We start from the raw sequence: 21,713 nt of genomic DNA on the forward strand, positions 1-21,713 counted from the left end.
TCGTTTCGCAAGCTGCAACGCCTCACTTTCGATGAAGCACCGCGATGTTTGGCGTCCCCTAGGGGATTCGAACCCCTGTACTCACCGTGAAAGGGTGATGTCCTAGGCCTCTAGACGAAGGGGACAAAATCTTTTCACTTACTGCGCTTTCGCTTCAACTTTCGTCAACAGCGAAGAACGCTATTCTAACTCGTCGCTCGGCGTTTGTGAAGTTTTTTCTTTCGTCTACCGCACTTTGAAAGCACTTCAACACCGCGCGCTCGGTGCATCGCGCAATATCGAACTACACGCGACACCTCGAACAGCAGAGCCCTGAATTATACGCATGCGTTATGTATTTGCGCAAGCAGTTTTCCGATTCGGGTCGCGACGCAGCCGCCGACCGCGAACCCCATGCCGACAAGTGGCTCGCTGGCCGCGAACTCGCCCCCTGCCCCGCAGGTTCGTGGACACTCGGCTTTGATCGCCGCCCTCAAGCATGTACGAAAGGTAATGCGGCAGCCTCATCCGTTGTTGCTTCGCGTTCATACGGGCACAGCCTCGGCCAATACAGCCACTCTGAATTTGAGTGAGAGGCCTTTCGGCGCGAGAACGTCCAACGGCACGCCGAGCAGATCCTGCAGAGCGCACTGGATGCCGCCGATGTCGAACAGCGACATCTCGCGAAGCAGCAACAGCTCGGGAGGCGGGTCGTCGACAATATCGAGATCGCTACCATCCGCATCAGTATCAAGGCGACGCGCCGGTTAGAGTCCAGTCGGTGAAGGATTTCGCCATTCAGGAAGTGGCGCGCACCTACGACGGTGTCGAGCATCTGCTCTGATTCGAACACGCCGGGGGCACGAATATGAACGTATTGGATGCCTATGAGTGGGCTGCCGCGCGGCTCGACGACGGCGAACTGATCTTCGATACCCCGGACGGATTCGAGCGCGCGATCGCCATGGCAACGGCGGTCTTCGCAGTGGGCTTGGGTATCGGCGCCGCGCTGACGCTGTACGACGCGCTGGTTGGCCCTCCCCGGAACCAGTAGACACTCTTGGCCTAGGATTGGCAGCGGCCACCGGACGAGAGATTAATAGCGGCGCGTGGGATCGTCAGGCTCGAAACGCGTTAGTTGAGCGTTTCGTAGCAACTGACAGCTTCGAAGAACGCGAACCGAAGAATCGGACGCGTGGCACGAGAAACTGCCGCATTGTGATGCGCAATCAGAGGCACCCCATACACCGGAACCAAGACCGCCGAATACCCCCAGGGAGGATCCCGAGCAACTCGAGCAGCTCAGCCGTAAGTCAGGCGCAAACGCGGGAACACTGCGGAATATGGGGAATTCTACGGACCGTAGAAAAAGATAAAGCCTCGATTTCTCAAGGCTTTTCTGACTGTTCTGGACCGCCCCGGATGATCGGGTGGTGGAGGTAAGCGGGATCGAACCGCTGACCTCTTGCATGCCATGCAAGCGCTCTCCCAGCTGAGCTATACCCCCTTGCAGAACAGAAATGAGATTATATGGAGCTCTATCAGTCTTGTAAATACCCTTCGTCGATCTTTTTGCATATTTTTGCGAAGCGACCGTCGAAGGGGTCGCTCGTCAAGCAGCGAGCGCCGCTTCGATGCGACTCACCACACACTCCCGCCCAAACAACACGAGCACCGCGTCGATCGACGGCGTGTGCGTCGTACCGGCCACGAGCAAACGCACAGGCATCGCCAACTGCGGCATCTTGAGCTTGTGCGCCGCGAGCGTAGCCTTCAACGCAGCCGCCACCCCCTCCTTCGTCCACTCGCAACCGCGCAGCGCAGCGGCCAGTTCGGCCAACGCGGGACGCACAATATCAGTCACATGCTGGGCCACGGCCTCAGGCTCCGGCGCCGGCGTGCGATAGAACATCGCCGCGTTCTCGACGATCTCTTTGATCGTATTCGCGCGATCCTTCATCAACCCCACCACCGCTGCCGCATCGGGACCTTGTGCAAGCGCGGCATCATCGATGCCGATTTCGGCGAAGAACGGCTTGGCCAGCTCAGCAAGGCGCGCGTTGTCCGCTTCCTTGATGTAGTGGTTGTTGAGCCAGTTCAGCTTGTTGTGATCGTATTGCGCGGGCGACTTGCCCAGGTGATCGAGATCGAACCACTCGATGAACTGCTCGCGCGAAAAGACTTCGGCGTCGCCGTGCGACCAACCGAGCCGGGCGAGATAGTTCAGCACCGCCTCAGGCAAATAGCCGGCATCGCGATAACCCATTACGCTCATCGCCCCGTGCCGTTTGCTCATCTTCTCGCCGGCCTCGTTCAGCACCGTCGGCAAGTGCGCGTAGACGGGCGTCTGGCCACCGAGCGCACGCAAGATGTTGATCTGCCGCGGCGTGTTGTTCACGTGATCGTCACCGCGAATGACGTGCGTGATCCGCATGTCGAGATCGTCGATGACCACGCAGAAGTTATACGTCGGCGTACCGTTGGGCCGCGCGATCACCAGATCGTCGAGTTCGTCGTTCGAGATTTCCACGCGCCCCTTGACGGCATCGTCCCAGGCCACGACGCCACCAATCGGATTCTTGAAGCGAATCACCGGCTCGACACCGGCCGGAGGCGTAGGCAGCGTCTTGCCCGGCTCGGGACGCCAGGTCCCGTCATAGCGCGGCTTCTCGCCCGCTTCACGCTGGCGCTCGCGCAATGCTTCGAGCTCTTCCATCGACATATAGCAGCGGTACGCCAGCCCCTGCTCGAGCATCTGCGCGACGACTTCGCGATACCGGTCCATCCGCTGCATTTGATAGAACGGGCCTTCGTCGAAGTTCAAACCGAGCCACGCCATCCCTTCGAGAATGGCGTCGACCGATTCGGACGTGGAGCGCTCGACGTCCGTATCCTCGATCCGCAGGATGAACGTGCCTTGCATCTTGCGCGCGAACGCCCATGGATAAAGCGCGGAGCGAATGTTTCCGAGGTGAATGAAACCAGTGGGACTCGGAGCGAAACGGGTGCGGACGGTGGTCATAGATAGCGTCGGTAGTTCGACGGCATGAAGACAAGCCACATGCCATCGAGCGAAGAAAAATAGATCGCAATTATACCCGGCGCCCTGCCCTGCCCGCCCGGTTCGAAGCAAGCCGCCAGACCTGAGGAAGGGCTCAGCCGCGCACGATCGCTTTGCCGTATGATGTGCGCGCGCCGCGTCCCGCGCGGCGTGCCGGCGGGGCATGGCCCTTGGCCGGCGCATCGATGCCCGTCTCGTTCGACGCGCTGCTGGAGATAACTTGAAACCGTCTTCCCCTCGACTGACCCGCCGCGGCTTTTCCATTGCCTGTGCATCGGCCCTGCTCGCGGCCTGCACCTCGCCGGCTACACGCACCACACCGGAATCGAACGCCACCCCGGCCCGGCCGCCGGCCGCTCCGGCCAAGCCCCTTCGCATCGGGCTCGCCCTGGGCGGCGGCGCCGCACGCGGCTTCGCCCATATCGGCGTGATCAAAGCGCTCGAAGCGCGTGGCGTCCAGATGGACATCGTCTGCGGCACGAGCGCCGGCTCGGTGGTCGGCGCGCTCTACGCTTCGGGCATGAGCGGCCTGCAAATCAACAAGCTGGCGTTGACGATGGACGAAGCGTCGATCAGCGATTGGGCCATGCCGTTTCGCACGCGCGGTTTCCTGCAAGGTATCGCGCTGCAGAACTACATGAATACGACCTTGCACAATCGGCCGATCGAAAAGATGGTCAAGCCGTTCGGCGTCGTCGCCACCAATCTTCGCAACGGTCAGCCGATCCTGTTTCAACGAGGCGATACGGGCATCGCGGTGCGCGCCTCGAGCAGCGTCCCGTCGATTTTCGAGCCGGTCAAGATCGGCGGACACGAATATGTCGACGGCGGGCTCGTGAGCCCGGTGCCGGCCTCGTTCACGCGGAAGATGGGCGCCGACTTCGTGATCGCCGTCGATATTTCGGCCGATCCCGAAACGGGGCAAACGACGAGTTCGTTCGACGTCCTGCTCCAAACGTTCACGATCATGGGGCAGACGATCAAGACGTACGAACTGGAACGCTATGCCGACTTCGTTATTCGCCCGGCCCTCTCTGCAATGAGCGGCGCCGATTTCGCCCACCGCAACGAAGCGATTCTGGCCGGTGAAGCGGCCGTCTCGAAGCTTTGGCCGGAGTTGGAGCGCAAGCTCGCCGACCGGCGCGCGGGAACAGCCGCGGCGGCTTAAGCGCCGCTCGCGCAGACGCAGCAAAGATAAGAATGCGCCCATGCCGGGCGCATAAGAAAAAGCAAAAGCCCGCTTGCATGCGGGCTTTTGCTTTTTCTTTTCTGCAGCCGATACAACCACCGGCGGATTATCGCCGCCGGCGAGTCGACATCGTCATCGATCAGTTCTTGCCCGCGCCGCCTGCGTCGCCGCCTGCAGCCGCGTTACCACCGAGCGTCGCGCTGACGCGCTTACGCAGATCGTCAGCCTTGATCGGGAAAGCCGTTTCAATCCGGCGCGCGCCGGTGAAGCGCTTTTCCCAATAACCGTCATCCAGATCGTCGACACGGATCGTGCTGCCCGTCGAGGGCGAATGCACGAACTTGTTGCCGCCGATGTAGATGCCGACGTGCGAGAACGAACGGCGCATCGTGTTGAAGAAAACGAGATCGCCCGGCTTCAGATCCGCCATCTGGACCTTCTCTCCGACTCGGCTCATCTCTTCGGCGCGGCGCGGCAGGGCCAAACCCAGCGTGTCTTGAAACACGTAGCGCACGAAACCGCTGCAATCGAGCCCCGAATCGGGGGAGCTGCCGCCCCAACGATAACGGACGCCGATCATATTGAGCGCGCCGACAACCACATCGCCAGCCTTACCCGCGACGCCCGACAAGAACGCCTTGGCACGGCCGCTCGTGGTGGTATCGCTCGGGGCTGCGGTGGGGGAAGCGAGAGAGGAGGACGAGGCATCGGACTCGATACGAGCCGATGCGGGAGAAGCGGATTGCTGCGAAATGCTCGTTTCGTCTGCGAACGCGCCGGCTGCTGCCGTCATCAACACGCCAATGAACATGCCGGCGACGACGCGCGTACAAGCCTGGGCAAAATATCGGTGCTGCATTGGTCGGTAGGTTTTGCTTAAGAATCAGAGGATTGCGAGTGAACTGCGAAAAGTTTGGACGATACTAGCCACGATAGAAACGAATGTCAAAACAAATTAAAAAAAACAATCGGGGTAGCGTCACAATTGCCGCGATTCACTCTTGCAGGCTCGCTTCCAAGAGTTTTCGCGTATACGGATGCCGCGGTTGGGAGAAGATTTTTTCGACGTCCCCTGTTTCGACGATGGCACCGTTTTGCATGACGGCCACCCGATGGGCCATGGCCCCGATCACCGCCAGGTCGTGACTGATGAATACGAACCCCAGGTTGTACTTGTGTTGCAGGGTACTTAAGAGGGTCAGCACCTGCTGCTGAATTGAGACATCGAGCGCGCTGGTCGGCTCATCGAGCACGAGTAAGCGCGGCTCGAGCACGATGGCCCGCGCAATCGCGATCCGTTGCCGCTGCCCGCCCGAGAATTCGTGCGGATATCGCGAAAGCGACGTCCGATCTATCCCCACTTCGCGCAGCGCTGCGATGACCTTTTCGCGGCGCGCGGCCGGATCAAGCTGTGGCCGGTGCAGGGCCAACCCCTCGCCGACGATACGCTCGATCGTCTGGCGCGGCGAAAGGGAGCTGAATGGATCTTGAAACACCACTTGCAGATTCGAGCGCAGCGCCGTCTGGTCGTGACCTCGGTAGCTCGACAGCGGCCGGCCCTGGAATTCGATCGCGCCCTGCGCCGTCCGCTGCAGCCCGAGCAGCGCCATCGCCAGCGTGGATTTGCCCGAGCCCGATTCGCCGACGATGCCGAGCGTCTCGCCTTGCCGCACGCTCAAGGTGGCATTCGATACGGCGTCGAAGCGGCCCGAGCGAAACCAACCGCGCATGCCGGGCAGCTTCGTTGCGAACGATACGGAGACGTCCTGTGCATCCAGCAGCACGGGGGCGATCGGCAGCACCGGGGTCACGTGACGCTGCGGGCGGCTGGCGATCAAACGCTGCGTGTACGGATGCTGGGGGGCTTCGAAGATCCGGTCGACCGGGCCGCTTTCGACAAGCACGCCCTGCTCCATCACCGCGACGCGCTGCGCAAATCGCCGCACGAGATTGAGGTCGTGCGTAATCAGCAAGACCGCCATGCCGCGCTTTTGCGCCTCGTCGCGCTGAATATCGAGCAATAGATCGACGATTTGAGCGCGGATCGTGACATCGAGCGCGGTGGTCGGCTCGTCGGCCAGCAACAGGCGTGGGCGGCAGGCCAGCGCCATCGCGATCATCGCGCGCTGACGCTGACCGCCCGATAGCTGGTGCGGATAGCTGAGCACCCGCTTTTCAGGCTCGGTCACGCCCGTTCGCGCCAGCAGTTCGACGGCGCGCATGCGGCCCTGTTGCGGCGAGACACCCTCGTGCGCGACGATCGTTTCGGCGATCTGCTCGCCCACCGTGAACAGCGGATTGAGCGCCGTCATCGGCTCCTGAAAGATCATCGCGATCTGCGAGCCGCGCAGGCCCTGTATCGCGCGCTCGCTTTTGCCGAGCAGTTCTTCTCCCCCGAAACGGATGGCGCCGCTTATTTGTGCGTCGCCCAGCAATCGCAAGATCGCCAACGCGGTCACCGTCTTGCCCGAACCCGATTCGCCGACGAGTGCAACACGCTCGCCCTGCCCGATCGCGAACGTCAAATCATCGACGGCAACGGTATCGCCGAATGCCACGCGCAGGTGCTCGAGTTCGAGCAGCGGCGCGTGCACGGCGTCCTGAGCCGCTTGTCCGATAGCCTGTGCACTCATTGGTTGCCTCCGGCACGCATCGCATCGGCGATGCGTGTATCGAGCGCGTTACGCAGTGCATCGCCCATGAACGTCAGCAACAGCAGCGTGGCGACGAGCACACCGAACGTCGATAGCGAGATCCACCACGCATCGAGATTGGCTTTGCCTTCGGAGAGCAATTCGCCGAGGCTCGGCGTCGGCGCGGGCACCCCCAGGCCGAGGAAGTCGAGGCTCGTCAGCGCGAGAATCGATCCGCTCATTCGAAACGGTAGAAATGTGATGACGGGCGTCATGCTGTTGGGAAGCACGTGGCGCCAGATGATCTGCCAGTTCGACAGCCCGATGGCGCGCGCGGCGCGCACATAGTCCTGGTTACGATTGCGCAGACATTCGGCGCGAACGTAGTCGGACAAGCCGATCCATCCGAACAGCGACAGCAAGACAATGAGCAACAGAAAGCTGGGCTCGAAGATCGACGCGAAGATGATCAGCAGATAAAGCTCGGGCAACGCACTCCAGATTTCGATGAGGCGCTGCCCGACGATGTCGATGCGACCGCCGAAAAAGCCTTGCACCGCGCCCGCGACGATCCCGATGACGCTGCCGATCAGCGTCAGCACCAGCGCGAATTCGACCGATACGCGAAAGCCATACAACAGCCTGGCGAAGACGTCGCGCCCTTGCGCATCGGTGCCGAGCCAATTTTCGTGCGAAGGCGGCGCGGGATTCGGTTCGCGTGAGAAATAGTTCAGCGTGTCGTAGTAGTAGTGGTTCGGCGGATAAATCGCAAAATTGCCCGGCAACGTGAGGCGATGCCGGACATACGGATCGAGGTAATCGGCCGGCGTCGGGAAGTCGCCGCCGAACGTCGTCTCGGCGTAGGTCTTCGCGATGGGGAAATAATAGTGTCCGTCATAGCGGACAACGAGCGGCTTCTCGTTCGACCAGAGCGGCCCGGCCAGGCTCGCGGCAAACGCAACGACGAACAGCACGAGGCTCCAGTAACCGAGCCGCTGCGCCTTGAAGCGCCGCCATACGCGGCGCATCGGCGACGGCGAAGCAGGCAGGCCCAGCAGCGCACTGCGCGCCACGGCATCGGGACCGGTACGGGGGCGAACTTGGCTCAACGTTAGCGCTCCAGTCGTTCGAATTGAATGCGCGGATCGACCCAGACGTAGCAAAGATCCGAGATGAGCTTCGTGGCGAGCCCGATCAGCGTGAAGAGATAGAGCGTGCCGAGCACGACCGGATAGTCGCGCCGCACGACCGATTCGTACGACAGCAGCCCGAGGCCATCGAGCGAAAACAGCGTTTCGATCAGCAGGCTGCCCGTAAAGAACGCTCCGATGAAGGCCGCCGGAAATCCGACCACGAGCGGCAGCATGGCATTGCGAAACACGTGCTTCCACAGCACCCGCTTTTCGTTCAAGCCTTTGGCGCGCGCCGTCAGCACGTATTGCTTCTTGATCTCGTCGAGAAACGCGTTCTTGGTCAGCATCGTGACGACGGCAAAGCTGCCGACAACTGAAGCCGTCACCGGCAGCGCGATATGCCAAAGGTAATCGACGACTTTGCCGAGCGGGCTCAACTGCGAGAAGTTATCGGAGAACAGGCCGCGCAGCGGGAAGATCTGCAGGAACGAACCGCCTCCGAACAGCACGAGCAACAATACGCCGAGTACGAAGCCCGGGATCGCGTAACCGACAAGCACAACGAGGCTCGTGGCGACGTCGAACGACGAGCCGTTGCGCACGGCCTTGGCGATGCCGAGCGGGATCGAAATCAGGTAGGTCAGAAAGAATGTCCATAACCCGATGCTGATCGAGACGGGCAGCTTCGAGACGACGAGCGACCACACGCTTTCATGATGAAAATAGCTCTGCCCCAGATCGAAGCGGGCGAAGCGCGACAACATGAGCCCATAGCGCGTGAGCGGCGGTTTGTCGAAGCCGTAGAGCGCTTTGAGTTGAGCGACCTGTTGTGCGTCGACGCCCGTATGCGCACGCAGGCCGAACGGCGGCGCCTGCCCTTCCTGCGTTGCGCCTTTGCGCAATTCGTAGACGGCTTGTTCGACCGGACCGCCGGGCACGAACTGAATGACGATGAACGTCACGGTCAGCACGCCGAGCAGCGTCGGAATCATCAACAGCAACCGTTTGAGGATGTAGCTCCACATAATCGAGCACCCGTGGATGAGCGAAGAGCAATCTGACTAAGCAAGGTGTAAGCGCCCACGCGCAATGCGGTTCGCCTCACTCGCCTTCTGTTTATTTACCTTCAATGCGCCGCGGCCTGGCTGCCACTCGGCGACGACGGCGCGAACCACCAGGTCGACACAATCCAATCTTCCGCCGAATAGTACAGCGGCAGCGTCTGCGGGTAACGCAGCGAGCGGGCATAGGCCACGCGATGCGTGGCGTTGTACCACTGCGGCACGACGTAATAGCCGTGCATCAGCACCCGATCGAGCGCGTGTGTCGCGTCGAGCAGTTGATCTTTCGTCTGCGCGCGCACCAGCGTGTGCAGGATGGCATCGACCGCAGGCGACTTCAAACCCATCAGATTGTCCGATCCTTCTTCGTCGGCCGATTTGCTGCCGAAGCGCGACAGTTCTTCCGTGCCCGCCACCTGCACTTCGGGATAGCGCAACATCGTCATATCGAAGTCGAACGCGTTGTAGCGCTTTTGGATCAGCGCGAAATCGACCGCCCGGTAAGTGGCGTCGATGCCGAGCTTCTTCAGATTGTGCGTGTACGCGCCGACGATCGGCGCGATTGCAGCGCTTTGTCCGGAATCGTCGAGAATCTCGAAGCTGAAGGGCTCCCCCGCTTCGTTCCGCAAGGCGCCATTGCGATAGTGCCAGCCCGCTTCCGCCAGCAGCGCGCGGGCCTTCAGCAGATTGGCGCGCAATGAACCGGGCGGATCGGTATTCGGCTGCACCGTCATCGGCCCGAATACCACCGGATCGAGCTGCGCGCGCAGCGGATCGAGAATCGCAAGTTCGCCTGCGCCCGGCATGCCCGTTGCCTGCTGCGGGCTGTCGGCGAAGTAACTGTCGAGCCGCGTGTACGCCCCGAAAAACAGCTGCCGGTTCAACCACTGGAAATCGAACGCGAGATCGAGCGCTTGCCGCACGCGAACGTCTTTGAACAAGGGCCGCCGCAAGTTCATCACGAAGCCTTGCATCCCCGCGCCGTTGTGCTGCCGGAACTCACGCTTGATGAGTTCGCCGTCGTCGAAACGCTTGCCGACGTCCCGCCGTACCCAATTGCGCGATACGTACTCCACGAGCGCATCGTATTCCCCCGCCTTGAACGCCTCGAGCCTCGCGGTGCTGTCGGCATACAGCTTGTAGGTAATGCGATCGAAGTTATTCGTGCCGACGCGCACGGGCAGCGACGCGCCCCAATACGACGGATTGCGCCGGTAGGTGATCGTATTGCCGCCGTCGTAGTGATCGATGACGTACGGGCCGCTGCCGATCGGCTGTTGGAACGCCAGTTGATCGAGCGGCACATGCGTGCCGTCCGCGTTGAGCCCCCACTTGTGCGAGAAAACGGGAATGCCGCCCGCGATCAACGGCAATTCGCGATTCGCCTGGCGAAACTCGAAGCGGATCGTGGCCGGATCGACCACGACCGCCCGCGTAATATCGCCGTAGAACACAGCGAACTGCGGCGCGGCCTGCGGGCTCTTCAGCGTATCGAACGAGTACTTGACGTCCGCGGCCGTCACCGGATCGCCGTTGGAGAACCGCGCGCCCGGATTGATGTGATACGTGACCGAGAGGCGATCGGGCGCGATCCGGATATCGTCGGCGAGCAGACCATAAGCCGATGCCACTTCGTCGCTGCTGCCCGTCGTCAGGCTCTCGAACAGCATGCCAAGCCCCGGAGCGGCATTGCCGCGCAGCGTGAACGGATTGAACTTGTCGAAGCTCGTGAGCCGGCTCGGGTTGGCCAGCACGAGCGTGCCGCCTTTCGGTGCGTCGGGGTTCACGTAGTCGAAGTGCTGGAAGCCCGCCGGGTACTTGGGCTCGCCGAATTGCGCGATCGCATAGACGGCGTGCGCCGGTGTCGCCGCGACGAGCGCCCACATGAAACCACACACTAGTGCCCCGAATATGCGGCGCTTACGCGCACCGGGCGTTACATCCGAGCGTCGGCTAAGGGGGATCGTCGCCTTCATTGGAGGATCGGGAGTGGCAATGTGAGAGAATTCTACCCGCACCCTATCCGCCACCGCCGCGCCGCGCTTCGCGCGCAGGGCGCGAGGCACCGAAAACGCTAGGAGAATTCATGGGCTTTCTCGCTGGAAAACGCATTTTGCTGACCGGTCTGCTGTCGAACCGCTCGATTGCCTACGGCATCGCGCAAGCCTGCAAACGCGAAGGCGCCGAACTCGCTTTCACGTATGTCGGCGATCGCTTTAAAGACCGCATCACCGAATTCGCCGCTGAATTCGGCAGCGAACTCGTATTTCCGTGCGACGTCGCCGACGACGCGCAGATCGAAGCGCTGTTCGCCTCGCTGGGCCAGCACTGGCCGAAGCTGGACGGCCTCGTGCATTCGATCGGCTTTGCGCCGCGCGAAGCCATCGCGGGCGATTTTCTCGATGGGATGACGCGCGAGAACTTCCGCATCGCGCATGACATCTCGGCGTACAGCTTCCCTGCCCTGGCCAAAGCCGCACTGCCGCTGCTGTCCGAGAACGCCTCGCTGCTCACGCTCTCGTACCTCGGCGCCGAGAAGGTCGTCCCGAACTACAACACGATGGGCGTGGCAAAGGCTGCGCTCGAAGCATGCGTGCGCTACATGGCCGGCTCGCTCGGCGCCAAGGGCACTCGCGTGAACGGCATTTCGGCAGGCCCGATCAAGACGCTGGCCGCCAGCGGCATCAAAGGGTTCGGCAAGATCCTCGATTTCGTTGAACACAATGCGCCGCTCAAGCGCAACGTGACGATCGAGCAAGTGGGCAACGTGGCCGCGTTCCTGCTGTCCGATCTCGCGAGCGGCGTGACCGCCGAGATCATGCACGTCGATAGCGGTTTCAGCACCGTTGTCGGCGGAATGGCACCCGAAGCAGCCGAGTAAGACGAAGCGTTGCGATTGACGTGTCTGACGCTGACGCGTACTCGCCGTTCGAATGCTGGAGGCACCCGCGCCACCGGTGCCGCGCATAAAAGAAAACCGCCTGCGGCGCACGCCCAGGCGGTTTTGCTTTTCTCCGGCCTGCCCCTGAAAGGCTCGCGCCGAAACCTCTACCCTGATTGCCACTCGTTAAGTTGAGCGCGATCAGTCATCGCCATGGCCGTGACCATGGCCGTGGTCATGCCCCCAGCCGTGGCCCCGATCGTGATCCCAACCGCGATCGTGATCCCAGCCACGATGGCGCCACTCGTCGCGCCCCCACCAGCGGTCGCCGTCCCAATAACGATCGCCATGCCAGCCAATCACCACTGCGGGCGCCACATAAACGGGAGCCGGCTGATAGATCACGGGCGGCGGCGGCGGCGGCGCATAGACCGGCGCCGGGGCGACGTACACCGGCGCAGGAATGCCGATGTTGACGCCGACATCCACCCTCGCCATCGCCGAACTGGAAACACCGACGGCAAGCGCGCCGGCGGCCAACGAGACAATGCGAATGAGCGATTTCATGTTGACACCTTTGAATACGTAGCGTGGTTGCGAGGAACTATAGCGCGGCGGCTCCAATAGGCGTATTTCAAACTTGTAACTGTTGCTGCAGAACATCTTCGAACAGGTTAGATGTACCGACTGCTCCAGTCATCCAACGAATGACGCAGGAGGTTCGCCTGCGAACTCAACGCGGCACGCGGCGGAATATCTTGCGATCGGAATCGGGCTTCGCGAGGACCATCCATATGGCGTCGCCGTCGATCAACGCGGCCGTTGTACCCTCGCCGATATCCCGGGACGACGCGATCGCGCCTGTCGTGGGATCCATATCGAGCAGCAGCGTCGACTGCGGTTTGCCGCAACGCGTACCCACAACCTGCAACGCCGCGGCCTTGACGCCCAGGGCATCCACGCTGCACACCGCCTTTTGCGCCGACATGCTCCGCGCCACGCGTCCGGACGCATCGATCACCGAGACCAACAGATGATCTTCATTGACGCCGACATACGCGATGCTGCCGTCCGCTACCGACACAGCCCTCTGAGCTTCCATTTTCAACGGGTAAACGAACGTCGACCAAACATACCGTTCTCGACTCAGATCCACCTTGGAAACGGCGTACCCTTCGCGCGCAGATGCGCCCGTACCGGCGTTGGCCAGGAACGCTCCAGAAATGACCAAGCTCGCGCCGTCGAGCTTCGCATACGTCCCGGTCCAGAAGGCGCCTGTCGGCAATACGACGAGTTGCTTGCGCGAAAGATCTCGATCGAGGCGGTCCCAGAACAAGCTGCGCCTGCCGCCGCGACCGACCGAATCGGTGCTTGCCCCCCCGACTATCGACAACCCTTCCGGGCCCGCCTCGAACAGGTTCGACCAGACATCCCTGGCGACATCGACCCGCTGGCTCTTCAGCAATTTGCCCGTCGACGAAATCTTGCTCACGATCAATTGAGTATGACTCTGCGCTTCGAATGAATCCGTGCGTTCCTCGGTCAGGACGTAGTAGAACTCGCCGTCGCGAATGCACTTGCCCGCCGAGTTTTGGTAATGATCCTTGGCATAGGGGATGTTGGTCTTCCAGCGCGTGCGCCGTGTGCGCGAATCGACGAGCGCCACCATTGCGCTGTAGTTCGGGACCTCGTCATGGAAGACATCGCCGGAGACGCAATAGAGCCCATCTCCGACAGCCGTGATCGAAGAGGCAGTGAACTCCGCAGGGACGTCCAATACGAAATCGGCCGATGGCGCGGGCGCCGCAAATGCGTGCCGCGCGATCAGCACGACGAACAGGGACAGCACGACCGAAAGGAGCATGCGAATTTTTTTCATGTCGTTCTCGTTTTCTTTGGGTCTCTCATTCTTTGCTACCGCCGGACGCTTCGATGCCTTCGCCCGTTCGCCGGCCTCAGGCAACATCGCTGCGCCTTCGCGCTAATCCCGATCCGGCTCCGCCGGCTCTGTCAGCGCAGTCGCGTAGCGGCTCACCGCATGCGCGATGCGCTCCGACACGGCCGGGTCGCGCACGGCGCGCGCCAGCGTAACACCGCCGGCCAACAACGACAAAAGCGCAATCGCGCGGTCGTCATGATCATCCCCCGGTAAATCGGGTAGCCCGGACGACACTTCCTCGATGATCGAGGCCAGTACCTTCTCGTATTCGTCGCGCGTCTCGTCGTCGGCCCGCATCACCTCGGGCGAAAGGCTCACGAGCGCGCAGCTTTCATCGAGGTCGCACGTACGGCGCTGGCCAAGATAAAACGCAATGAACGAGCGACGCCATCGCGCCCCCTGCTCCGCTTTCAGCGCCGTGACGGCGTCTTTCAATTGCTGCATGCCGGACAGCACCACGGCGCGAAACGCCTCGCTCTTCGACTTGAAGTGGCCGTAGAACGCGCCGTTCGTCACGCCGGCTTCTTTCGTCAGCGGACCGATGCCGGAACCGCCATACCCTTCGCGCCGGAACAACCGGGCTGCGGCGTCCAGGATCCGCTCGCGGGTCTCTTGCTTGTGTTCGATGGAGTAGCGCATAAATATCTTATAGAGCACCCACTCTCTATTGCATAGAGAGCAGATGGTATGTATTCTATAGAGAGCGATCGCTATTTATATCACGTACCAGTCAACCGACCTGGAGGAAGTGCTATGCCAATCACATTGACCGTGCCGGAAGGCGTCTTCAATGCCGATACCGAGGCGAAGGTATTCGCCGAACTGACCGACACCCTGCTCGACATCGAGGGGCTGCAAGATAACGCGTTTATGGTGCCGAACGTCGTGGGCACGTTGAACGTGTTGCCGCGCAATCGGATCTTCTCGGGTGGCGCCGCAGCGGAGGCCGCGTTCGTCGAATTGAAGCTGCCGGCGGTGGCGCTGGCGTCGCCCGATGCCAAGCGGCGTTTCATCGAAAGCGCGACACAGATCGTCGCGCGGGCCTCGAGCGGCCGGATCGTGCCCGAGCGCGTGTGGGTGAACGTCGTCTATGCCGCGGATGGCGCTTGGGGAATTGGCGGGCGAGGCTATGACAACGCTGCGCTGGGCGGTGCGATTCAGGCTGCGGCGCCCGCCCGATAAGGCTTGCGCGCTTCGCGCGGTTGGCCGCCCTGCATGGGCGGTCGAGCCGTGTTGAGAACGTCGCCGCACCGCGGGGTGGCTCGTGGTGCGGCGACGGCGTACCGTGAGCCCGAAACGCGCGTAAACTCGTCGAACAGGCAGGTGAAGCGCGGCCCGGGCCGAGTGTGCGTCGGAACGACGATCACTGTGCTCGATCGCTTGGTCGCCGGCTGCGCCCGCCCGCCCCTGCACCGCTCGGATAGGGAGGTTTGCAGCCATGAGCGTCGCGTTGAACCACACCATTGTTTATGCCCACGATCGGGATGCGTCCGCCGCATTTCTCACCGATATTCTCGGGCTGCCCGAACCCACACCGTTCGGGCCATTTCTCACTGTCCGTCTCAGCAACGACGTCACGATGGACTACCTGCGGGCCGATAAGGCACCCAGTTCGCAGCATTACGCCTTTCTCGTCAGTGAAACCGAGTTCACTGAAATCATGGGGCGCATCAAGGATCGCGGCGTACGGTATTGGGCTGATCCGGCCCAGCGGCACGAAGGCGAAATCAATACGCGCGACGGCGGGCACGGCGCTTACTTCGAGGATCCGAGCGGCCATCTTCTCGAGATCCTGACGCGCCCGTATGGAGGGCATTAGCGAAGGCCACTCGCGCCCTGGCGCTTTACCGGGAATCCCCCTCGAACAGGCCATTGAGTTGTGCGCCGGACGCCGCATCGCCGAATCCATCGAAACGCCCTTGCGCGAGCGACTGCGCGGCGCGCATGAACCCACCCCAAGCGGCCCGCGCGAGTGCGCCGCCCACACTGACGCGGCGCACGCCCAACCCCTTGAGATCTTCAATCGTAAAGGACGAGTTCGCGCCGATCAGCACATTGACGGGTTTCGGCGCCACGGCCTGCACCACCGCTTTGATCTCCTCGGCCGTCCCGATGCCCGGCGCATAGAGGCAATCGGCGCCTGCCGCCGCGTAGGCTTTGAGCCGCGCGAGGGTATCGTCCAAATCGGGCACGCCAACGATAAAGTTCTCTGCGCGGCCGATCAGCAAGGTATCGCCGCCGCTTTCGTCGATCGCCCGACGCGCGGCCTTGAGCCGGGCCACCGCCACTTCGATCGGAAACAGCGGGGAGCCGGCGTCGCCCGTGGAGTCTTCGATCGACAGGCCCGCCACACCGACTGCGACTGCCAGCTTGACGCTTTCGGCCACTTCTTCGGGCGTGGCGCCGAAACCGTTTTCGAAATCGGCGTTAACGGGCAGATCGGTTGCCTGCACGATGGTTCGTAGATGCGCAAGCACCGCCTCGCGGCTCACATGGTTATCGGCGCGGCCATTCGACCAGGCGAATCCCGAGCTCGTCGTGGCCACCGCCTGGAAACCGAGGCTGGCCAGATAGCGGGCGCTGCCGGCATCCCAGGGGTTCGGCAGCACGAAGCAGCCCGATGCGTGCAAGGCACGGAAGGCAGCGCGTTTTTCGGCGACGGTACGTGACATGACAAGCTCCAGAAGAGAAAGGCACCCAGCATACAGCGGGACGCAAATAGGCGTCGTCGACTGACCCAGGCCGAATAAAGCGCCTTGGCATCGATAGTCGCTAAGCCATATCTGCTCCCAGGAGCATAGCGCGCCGGTACGCTGTGAGCGCTGTTGATTCTCGTAGTGGGGACGCGGCATAACGGCTTTCGGCCGCTATTGCGGAACGTCTGTGTGCCGAAAATAGCAAAACTCGACGCCCTGTATAATCGACTAGCAAAAAAATTCCAGCGCAGGATGAGCCCCATCGGGCAACGCCACCGAAGGCCGGTGGCGTTTCCTTTTGTGCGCCCACCAAGGGCACCTCCAACATGAAACAGATTCTCGTCTACGCCGATTCGTTGTCCTGGGGCATCGTTCCTGGAACGCGTCAGCGCCTGCCCTTCGATGCACGCTGGCCTGGGGTGATGGAAAATATCCTGCATGCCCGAGGCATGGCGGCGCGCGTATTCGAGAACTGCCTGAACGGCCGCAAGACCGTATGGGATGATCCATTCAAGCCAGGGCGCAACGGCATCGAAGGTATCCAGCAAGTCATCGAAATGCACTCGCCGCTGGACCTGGTCATCCTGATGCTCGGCACCAACGATTTTCAAGCCATCCATGCCCACACCGCATGGCATTCAGCCCAGGGCATCAGCGCCTTGATCGATTCGATACGCCATGCCCCTGTCGAACCCGGTATGCCTGTTCCGCCCATACTGATCGTCGTGCCACCGGCCATCAGGGTGCCCGATGGCCCCACCATGCCCAAGTTCCTCGGCAGTGAACACCGGTGCGTTGGCCTCGCAGATGCGTACGGCGATGTCGCAACCTCACACGGCTGCATGATATTCGACGCAGGCACAGTGACAACGACAAGCCCTCGAGACGGCATTCATCTCGACGCCGAGCAGCACGTCGCGCTCGGCCGGGCCATTGCGGACATCGTGCAGGTCACGCTTGCCTGACCGATGCGCTAAGGTCCTGCAGCGAAGCACTCGCAGGCAGGCCCCCGATGCATCCCGCCTCACTGCGCCCCAAGCTTCTTGATCAGCCCATCCAACTGCGCAGTTTCGTCATCTGTCAAATCCGTCAGCGGCGCGCGCACGGGGCCCGCATCGCGTCCAACCAGCTTCGCGCCCGCCTTCACGATACTCACGGCGTATCCCGCGCGACGATTGCGGATCTTGAGGTACGGCAGGAAGAAATCGTCGATCAGCCGCCCCACGGTAGCATGGTCGTCGGATGCAATCGCGCGGTAAAACGCCATGGCCGTCTTAGGAATGAAATTGAACACGGCCGATGAATACACCGGCACCCCGAGTGCCTTGTAGGCCACCGCGTAAACTTCCGCCGTCGGCAAACCGCCGAGATAAGCGAAGCGATCGCCAAGCCGGCGGCGGATCGTCACCATGGCCTCGATCTCGCCGACCCCGTCCTTGAAGCCGATAAGGTTCTCGCAACGATCGGCCAATTGCTCGAGCATATCGGCATTGAGTTTGGAATTCGCACGGTTATAAACGATCACCCCCATCTTCGGCACGGCCTTGCAGACCTGCTCGACGTGCGCGGCGATGCCTTCCTGCGATGCTTCGGTCAGGTAATGCGGCATCAAGAGAATGCCCTGGGCACCCTTGCGCTCTGCCTCCTGCGCGTATTCGATTGCCACACGTGTGGGGCCACCCGCGCCAGCCAGGATCGGCACCTTGCCCTTGCAGGTCTCCGTCGCCGTTTGAATGACCTGCGAGTACTCGCTCTTCGTCAGCGAAAAGAATTCTCCCGTCCCGCCAGCGGCAAACAGCGCACTGGCGCCATAGGGTGCGAGCCATTCGAGGCGAGCCGCATAGGTGTCGCCCCGGAAGTCGCCGCGAGCGTCGAAGTCAGTCACGGGGAAAGATAAGAGCCCCTGCGAAATGATGGTCTTGAGTTCTTGCGGTGTAGTCATGATCTGGGTCCTGCGCGTGATGTTCGTGAATAGAGAGTGAATGGCGGAAGTCGTGGGGCTCAGCGCACGAGGCACGGACGCTTGTTGTCGAATTTCCAGTTGGGAATCAGGTACTGCATCGCAACGGCATCGTCACGCGAGCCCAGACCATGCTTCTGATAACGTGCATGCGCCTTCTCAACTTCGTCCATGTCGATCTCAATGCCAAGGCCCGGCTTGCGCGGCACCTCGATCTTGCCGCCAACGATCCGCAGCGGCTCGCGCGTCAGGCGTTGCCCGTCCTGCCAAATCCAATGCGTGTCGATCGCCGTCACCTTGCCCGGCGCGGCCGCACCAACATGCGTGAACATCGCGAGCGAAATATCGAAGTGATTGTTCGAGTGGGATCCCCACGTGAGCCCGAACATCTGGCACAACTGCGCCACGCGCACCGATCCCTGCATCGTCCAGAAGTGCGGATCGGCCAGCGGAATGTCGACCGATTGCAATTGAATCGAATGCGCCATCTGGCGCCAGTCGGTCGCGATCATGTTCGTCGCGGTCGGCAAGCCCGTGGCGCGGCGGAATTCGGCCATCACTTCGCGGCCCGAATAGCCGTTTTCCGCCCCGCACGGATCCTCCGCATAGGCCAATACCCCGTGCTTGTCGCGGCACAGACGCACCGCTTCGGCGAGCGACCAGGCGCCGTTCGGATCGAGCGTGTGGCGCGCATCGGGGAAACGCTCATGCAGGGCGCCGATCGCCTCCATCTCTGCTTCGCCTTCGAATACGCCGCCTTTGAGCTTGAAGTCGTTGAACCCGTAGCGCGCCTGCGTCGCCTCGGCGAGCCGAACCACGGCCTCGGGGCTGAGTGCCGCCTCGTTCCGCAAACGGAACCACGCGTCGTCTGCTTCCTGCTCCGCTCGATAATCGAGTGACGTCTTGCCTCGATCGCCAACGTAGAACAGATAACCGAGCATCTCCACCGCATCGCGCTGCTGCCCCGAACCCAGCAGTGCCGCGACGGGCACATCGAGGCATTGCCCGAGCAGATCGAGCAGCGCCGATTCGATCGCGGTCACCGCGTGGATCGTCGTGCGCAGATCGAATGTCTGCAGGCCACGCCCGCCCGCATCGCGATCGGCAAACGCGCCTTGCATCGCGTTCAGCACTTCGTTGTACCGGCCGATGGGCTGCCCCACGACGAGCGCGCGCGCATCTTCAAGCGTCTTTCTGATTGTCTCGCCGCCCGGCACTTCGCCAAGGCCCGTGCGGCCGGCGCTGTCCCGTACGATGACGATGTTGCGCGTGAACCATGGACCATGCGCGCCGCTGAGATTCAGCAGCATGCTGTCCTGGCCCGCAACCGGGATGACCCGCAGGTCGGTCACGACCGGCGTGCCGGAAAAAGTCGTATTCATTAAACGCTCCGCTGAGTAGAAAGGATCGGCGGCACATGTCACCTCGCCAGCGATTTCACGAGGTGCACGCGCTTGATTTCGCCGACGATGAAGAGGTAGCTGACGATGGCCATCGCCGCATTCGCGGCAACGAATACCAGCGCGCCAGCGAATGAGCCCGTTGCCTGCACGATGTAGCCGATGACGATCGGTGTCGTAATGCCTGCCGTATTGCCGAACGTATTGAACACCCCGCCCGATAAGCCGGCGGCTTCGCGCGGCGAAGTGTCCGACACAACAGCCCATCCGAGCGCACCCACGCCTTTACCGAAGAATGCAAGCGACATCACGATGACGACGAGCGTGTTGTCGCTGATATAGCTGCACGCGATCATGCTCATCGACATCAACATGCCGATGACGATCGGCGTCTTGCGCGACGCGGACAACGAGAAGCCCGACGTCGACATCCGATCCGACAGCCAGCCGCCAATGATCCCGCCGAGGAACCCGCAGATCGCCGGCAGCGATGCGACGAACCCTGCCGTCAGGATCGTCATGCCACGCTGCTGGACGAGATACACGGGAAACCATGTCAGGAAAAAGTAAGTGAGCGTCGTGATGCAGTACTGGCCGATATAGACGCCGAGCAACATGCGATTGCCGAGCAGCTCTTTGACGCAAGCCCAGGTCTCGACTTGTTTGGGCTTCGCCTCGCCACGGACGGCATCGAGCGCGACGAGTGCACCGCCTTCCTCGAGATACCTGAGCTCGCTTTCGCTGACGCCCGGATGCTCCATCGGCCCGTGGATCACCTTGAGCCAAAACCCCGCACACACGATGCCCACCACCCCCATGAACACGAACGCGCTCTGCCACCCGTAGGTGTGCACGAGCCATCCCATGATCGGCGCAAACAACACGGTGGCGAAGTACTGAGCCGAGTTGAAAATCGCAGCGGCCAAGCCTCGCTCGTGCGAGGGAAACCACGCGGCGGCAATGCGGCTATTGCCCGGAAACGACGGCGCCTCGGCCGCGCCGACCGCGAGGCGCAGCAAGAACAAGACGGCGACCGCCGCGCCGCCCGTCAGAAAGCCGACCGCGCCTTGAAACAGCGTGAAGAGCGACCAAAACAGAATGCTGAAGAAATAGGTGATACGCGAGCCGAATCGATCAAGCAGCCAGCCGCCGGGCAACTGCGCGATGACGTACGACCACGCGAACGCCGAGAAGATGTAGCCCATTTCGACGGGCGAAAGGCCCATCGCCTTGCGGATCGCCGCACCGGCAATAGAGATCGTCGCGCGGTCGGCGTAATTGATCGTCGTCACGATAAAGAGCATCGCCAGGATGCCCCACCGCGTGCGGGACGCAAGCTTGCCAGCGATCGGCGCACTCGCCCCACTTGTCCCACTCGCCCCATCCGGCGCGTGTACCTGTTCCATCTCCGTCTCCTCCGATTCGAAGCCTTCGCCGTGTGCCGGCGAATCGCTCCGGAGTGTGTTGTCCGTTACATTCTCGGAGGAGATCGATTCAGGATCAAATCAACAAGTGACTCGACCGATTCAAAATTTGGATAGATCGATGAAAGGGCCTGCGATGCGACCGGACCGCCTTGCAGCGGTTCGCTGAGTTCATCGCGTGGCGAAGGCCGGCAGGATGTGGTTTTTGACGATCGTCAGAATGGGATTATCGTTGCTGCGCCGAAACGCGCAGATCGTTTCGACCGGCCGCGGCGGATCGGTGTCGATCGGGCGCATGACGACGCCTTCGAACCGCAGCCGCGTCGCCGCCTGCGGAATCAACGCGGCACCGATGCC

General features: G+C 61.9%; 19 protein-coding genes, 2 tRNA genes and 1 pseudogene. 6 read left to right on the top strand and 16 right to left on the bottom strand.

Annotated elements, in window-relative coordinates; all coding sequences use genetic code 11:
* Positions 1 to 49 precede the first annotated feature (49 nt).
* Positions 50 to 125, bottom strand: a tRNA-Glu gene (locus tag ACTHL0_RS24350).
* A gap of 722 nt (positions 126 to 847) precedes the next feature.
* Between ACTHL0_RS24350 and ACTHL0_RS24355 the strand changes: the two genes are divergently transcribed.
* Positions 848 to 1,033, top strand: a complete 186-nt coding sequence (locus tag ACTHL0_RS24355; RefSeq protein WP_440569622.1) for a hypothetical protein — start codon at positions 848 to 850, stop codon at positions 1,031 to 1,033.
* 377 nt (positions 1,034 to 1,410) lie between these two features.
* On the opposite strand, the gene ACTHL0_RS24360 is transcribed toward ACTHL0_RS24355, so the two are convergent.
* Both ACTHL0_RS24360 and gltX read right to left on the bottom strand, forming a co-directional pair.
* Positions 1,411 to 1,486 (bottom strand) — tRNA-Ala (locus tag ACTHL0_RS24360).
* Between the two features lie 105 nt (positions 1,487 to 1,591).
* Complete coding sequence (gene gltX, locus ACTHL0_RS24365; RefSeq protein ID WP_440569623.1) at positions 1,592 to 3,001, bottom strand: glutamate--tRNA ligase; 1,410 nt, start codon at positions 2,999 to 3,001, stop codon at positions 1,592 to 1,594.
* Positions 3,002 to 3,260: 259 nt separating this feature from the next.
* Between gltX and ACTHL0_RS24370 the strand changes: the two genes are divergently transcribed.
* Positions 3,261 to 4,208: a patatin-like phospholipase family protein gene (locus ACTHL0_RS24370; RefSeq protein ID WP_440569624.1), complete on the top strand. Its 948-nt coding sequence runs from the start codon at positions 3,261 to 3,263 to the stop codon at positions 4,206 to 4,208.
* 160 nt (positions 4,209 to 4,368) lie between these two features.
* On the opposite strand, the gene ACTHL0_RS24375 is transcribed toward ACTHL0_RS24370, so the two are convergent.
* From ACTHL0_RS24375 to ACTHL0_RS24395, 5 genes are all read right to left on the bottom strand, one after another.
* Positions 4,369 to 5,088 carry a C40 family peptidase gene (locus tag ACTHL0_RS24375; RefSeq protein WP_440569626.1) on the bottom strand — a complete coding sequence of 240 codons (720 nt, stop codon included), beginning with the start codon at positions 5,086 to 5,088 and terminating at the stop codon, positions 4,369 to 4,371.
* A gap of 136 nt (positions 5,089 to 5,224) precedes the next feature.
* The gene (locus ACTHL0_RS24380; protein ID WP_440569628.1) at positions 5,225 to 6,862 is read right to left on the bottom strand and encodes an ABC transporter ATP-binding protein; all 1,638 of its coding nucleotides are present in this window, start codon (positions 6,860 to 6,862) and stop codon (positions 5,225 to 5,227) included.
* Positions 6,859 to 7,890, bottom strand: a complete 1,032-nt coding sequence (locus tag ACTHL0_RS24385; RefSeq protein ID WP_440569644.1) for an ABC transporter permease — start codon at positions 7,888 to 7,890, stop codon at positions 6,859 to 6,861. Before ACTHL0_RS24385 ends, ACTHL0_RS24380 begins: the two co-directional genes overlap by 4 nt.
* Before the next feature lie 83 nt (positions 7,891 to 7,973).
* Positions 7,974 to 9,020, bottom strand: coding sequence for a microcin C ABC transporter permease YejB (locus ACTHL0_RS24390; RefSeq protein ID WP_440569629.1), 1,047 nt, complete (start codon positions 9,018 to 9,020; stop codon positions 7,974 to 7,976).
* Between the two features lie 101 nt (positions 9,021 to 9,121).
* Complete coding sequence (locus tag ACTHL0_RS24395) at positions 9,122 to 10,942, bottom strand: extracellular solute-binding protein (RefSeq protein ID WP_440569631.1); 1,821 nt, start codon at positions 10,940 to 10,942, stop codon at positions 9,122 to 9,124.
* A gap of 200 nt (positions 10,943 to 11,142) precedes the next feature.
* On the opposite strand from ACTHL0_RS24395, the gene fabI reads away from it, so the two are divergent.
* Complete coding sequence (fabI, locus tag ACTHL0_RS24400) at positions 11,143 to 11,937, top strand: enoyl-ACP reductase FabI (RefSeq protein WP_440569632.1); 795 nt, start codon at positions 11,143 to 11,145, stop codon at positions 11,935 to 11,937.
* Positions 11,938 to 12,138: 201 nt separating this feature from the next.
* On the opposite strand, the gene ACTHL0_RS24405 is transcribed toward fabI, so the two are convergent.
* The 3 genes from ACTHL0_RS24405 to ACTHL0_RS24415 form a co-directional block, all read right to left on the bottom strand.
* Entirely contained in the window at positions 12,139 to 12,504 is a 366-nt protein-coding gene (locus ACTHL0_RS24405; RefSeq protein ID WP_440569633.1) for a hypothetical protein, read from the bottom strand.
* 166 nt (positions 12,505 to 12,670) lie between these two features.
* Positions 12,671 to 13,816 carry a hypothetical protein gene (locus ACTHL0_RS24410; protein WP_440569634.1) on the bottom strand — a complete coding sequence of 382 codons (1,146 nt, stop codon included), beginning with the start codon at positions 13,814 to 13,816 and terminating at the stop codon, positions 12,671 to 12,673.
* Positions 13,817 to 13,918: 102 nt separating this feature from the next.
* Positions 13,919 to 14,515, bottom strand: coding sequence for a TetR/AcrR family transcriptional regulator (locus ACTHL0_RS24415; protein ID WP_440569636.1), 597 nt, complete (start codon positions 14,513 to 14,515; stop codon positions 13,919 to 13,921).
* A 114-nt stretch (positions 14,516 to 14,629) separates the two neighbouring features.
* On the opposite strand from ACTHL0_RS24415, the gene ACTHL0_RS24420 reads away from it, so the two are divergent.
* Together ACTHL0_RS24420 and ACTHL0_RS24425 are read left to right on the top strand one after the other, a co-directional pair.
* On the top strand, positions 14,630 to 15,058 hold the full coding sequence (locus tag ACTHL0_RS24420) for a tautomerase family protein (RefSeq protein WP_440569637.1): 429 nt from the start codon (positions 14,630 to 14,632) through the stop codon (positions 15,056 to 15,058).
* 256 nt (positions 15,059 to 15,314) lie between these two features.
* Positions 15,315 to 15,695: a VOC family protein gene (locus tag ACTHL0_RS24425; protein WP_440569638.1), complete on the top strand. Its 381-nt coding sequence runs from the start codon at positions 15,315 to 15,317 to the stop codon at positions 15,693 to 15,695.
* A 25-nt stretch (positions 15,696 to 15,720) separates the two neighbouring features.
* Here ACTHL0_RS24425 and ACTHL0_RS24430 read toward each other — a convergent pair whose 3' ends face one another.
* Positions 15,721 to 16,548: an isocitrate lyase/PEP mutase family protein gene (locus ACTHL0_RS24430; RefSeq protein WP_440569639.1), complete on the bottom strand. Its 828-nt coding sequence runs from the start codon at positions 16,546 to 16,548 to the stop codon at positions 15,721 to 15,723.
* A gap of 350 nt (positions 16,549 to 16,898) precedes the next feature.
* Here ACTHL0_RS24430 and ACTHL0_RS24435 point away from each other — a divergent pair, with 350 nt between their 5' ends.
* Positions 16,899 to 17,537, top strand: a complete 639-nt coding sequence (locus ACTHL0_RS24435) for an SGNH/GDSL hydrolase family protein (protein WP_440569640.1) — start codon at positions 16,899 to 16,901, stop codon at positions 17,535 to 17,537.
* Between the two features lie 59 nt (positions 17,538 to 17,596).
* Here the strand turns inward: ACTHL0_RS24435 and kdgD are convergent, their stop codons facing one another.
* The 4 genes and pseudogenes from kdgD to ACTHL0_RS24455 form a co-directional block, all read right to left on the bottom strand.
* A complete protein-coding gene (gene kdgD / locus ACTHL0_RS24440) occupies positions 17,597 to 18,514 on the bottom strand; it encodes a 5-dehydro-4-deoxyglucarate dehydratase (RefSeq protein ID WP_440569641.1) in 918 nt (305 codons plus the stop codon).
* 59 nt (positions 18,515 to 18,573) lie between these two features.
* A complete protein-coding gene (gene gudD / locus ACTHL0_RS24445) occupies positions 18,574 to 19,914 on the bottom strand; it encodes a glucarate dehydratase (protein ID WP_440569642.1) in 1,341 nt (446 codons plus the stop codon).
* Positions 19,915 to 19,952: 38 nt separating this feature from the next.
* Positions 19,953 to 21,338 carry an MFS transporter gene (locus tag ACTHL0_RS24450; protein WP_440569643.1) on the bottom strand — a complete coding sequence of 462 codons (1,386 nt, stop codon included), beginning with the start codon at positions 21,336 to 21,338 and terminating at the stop codon, positions 19,953 to 19,955.
* A 189-nt stretch (positions 21,339 to 21,527) separates the two neighbouring features.
* Positions 21,528 to 21,713: pseudogene (locus tag ACTHL0_RS24455) on the bottom strand (LysR family transcriptional regulator); the annotation flags it as partial.

The organism is Trinickia sp., from assembly GCF_051961175.1.
GTDB lineage: Bacteria > Pseudomonadota > Gammaproteobacteria > Burkholderiales > Burkholderiaceae > Trinickia.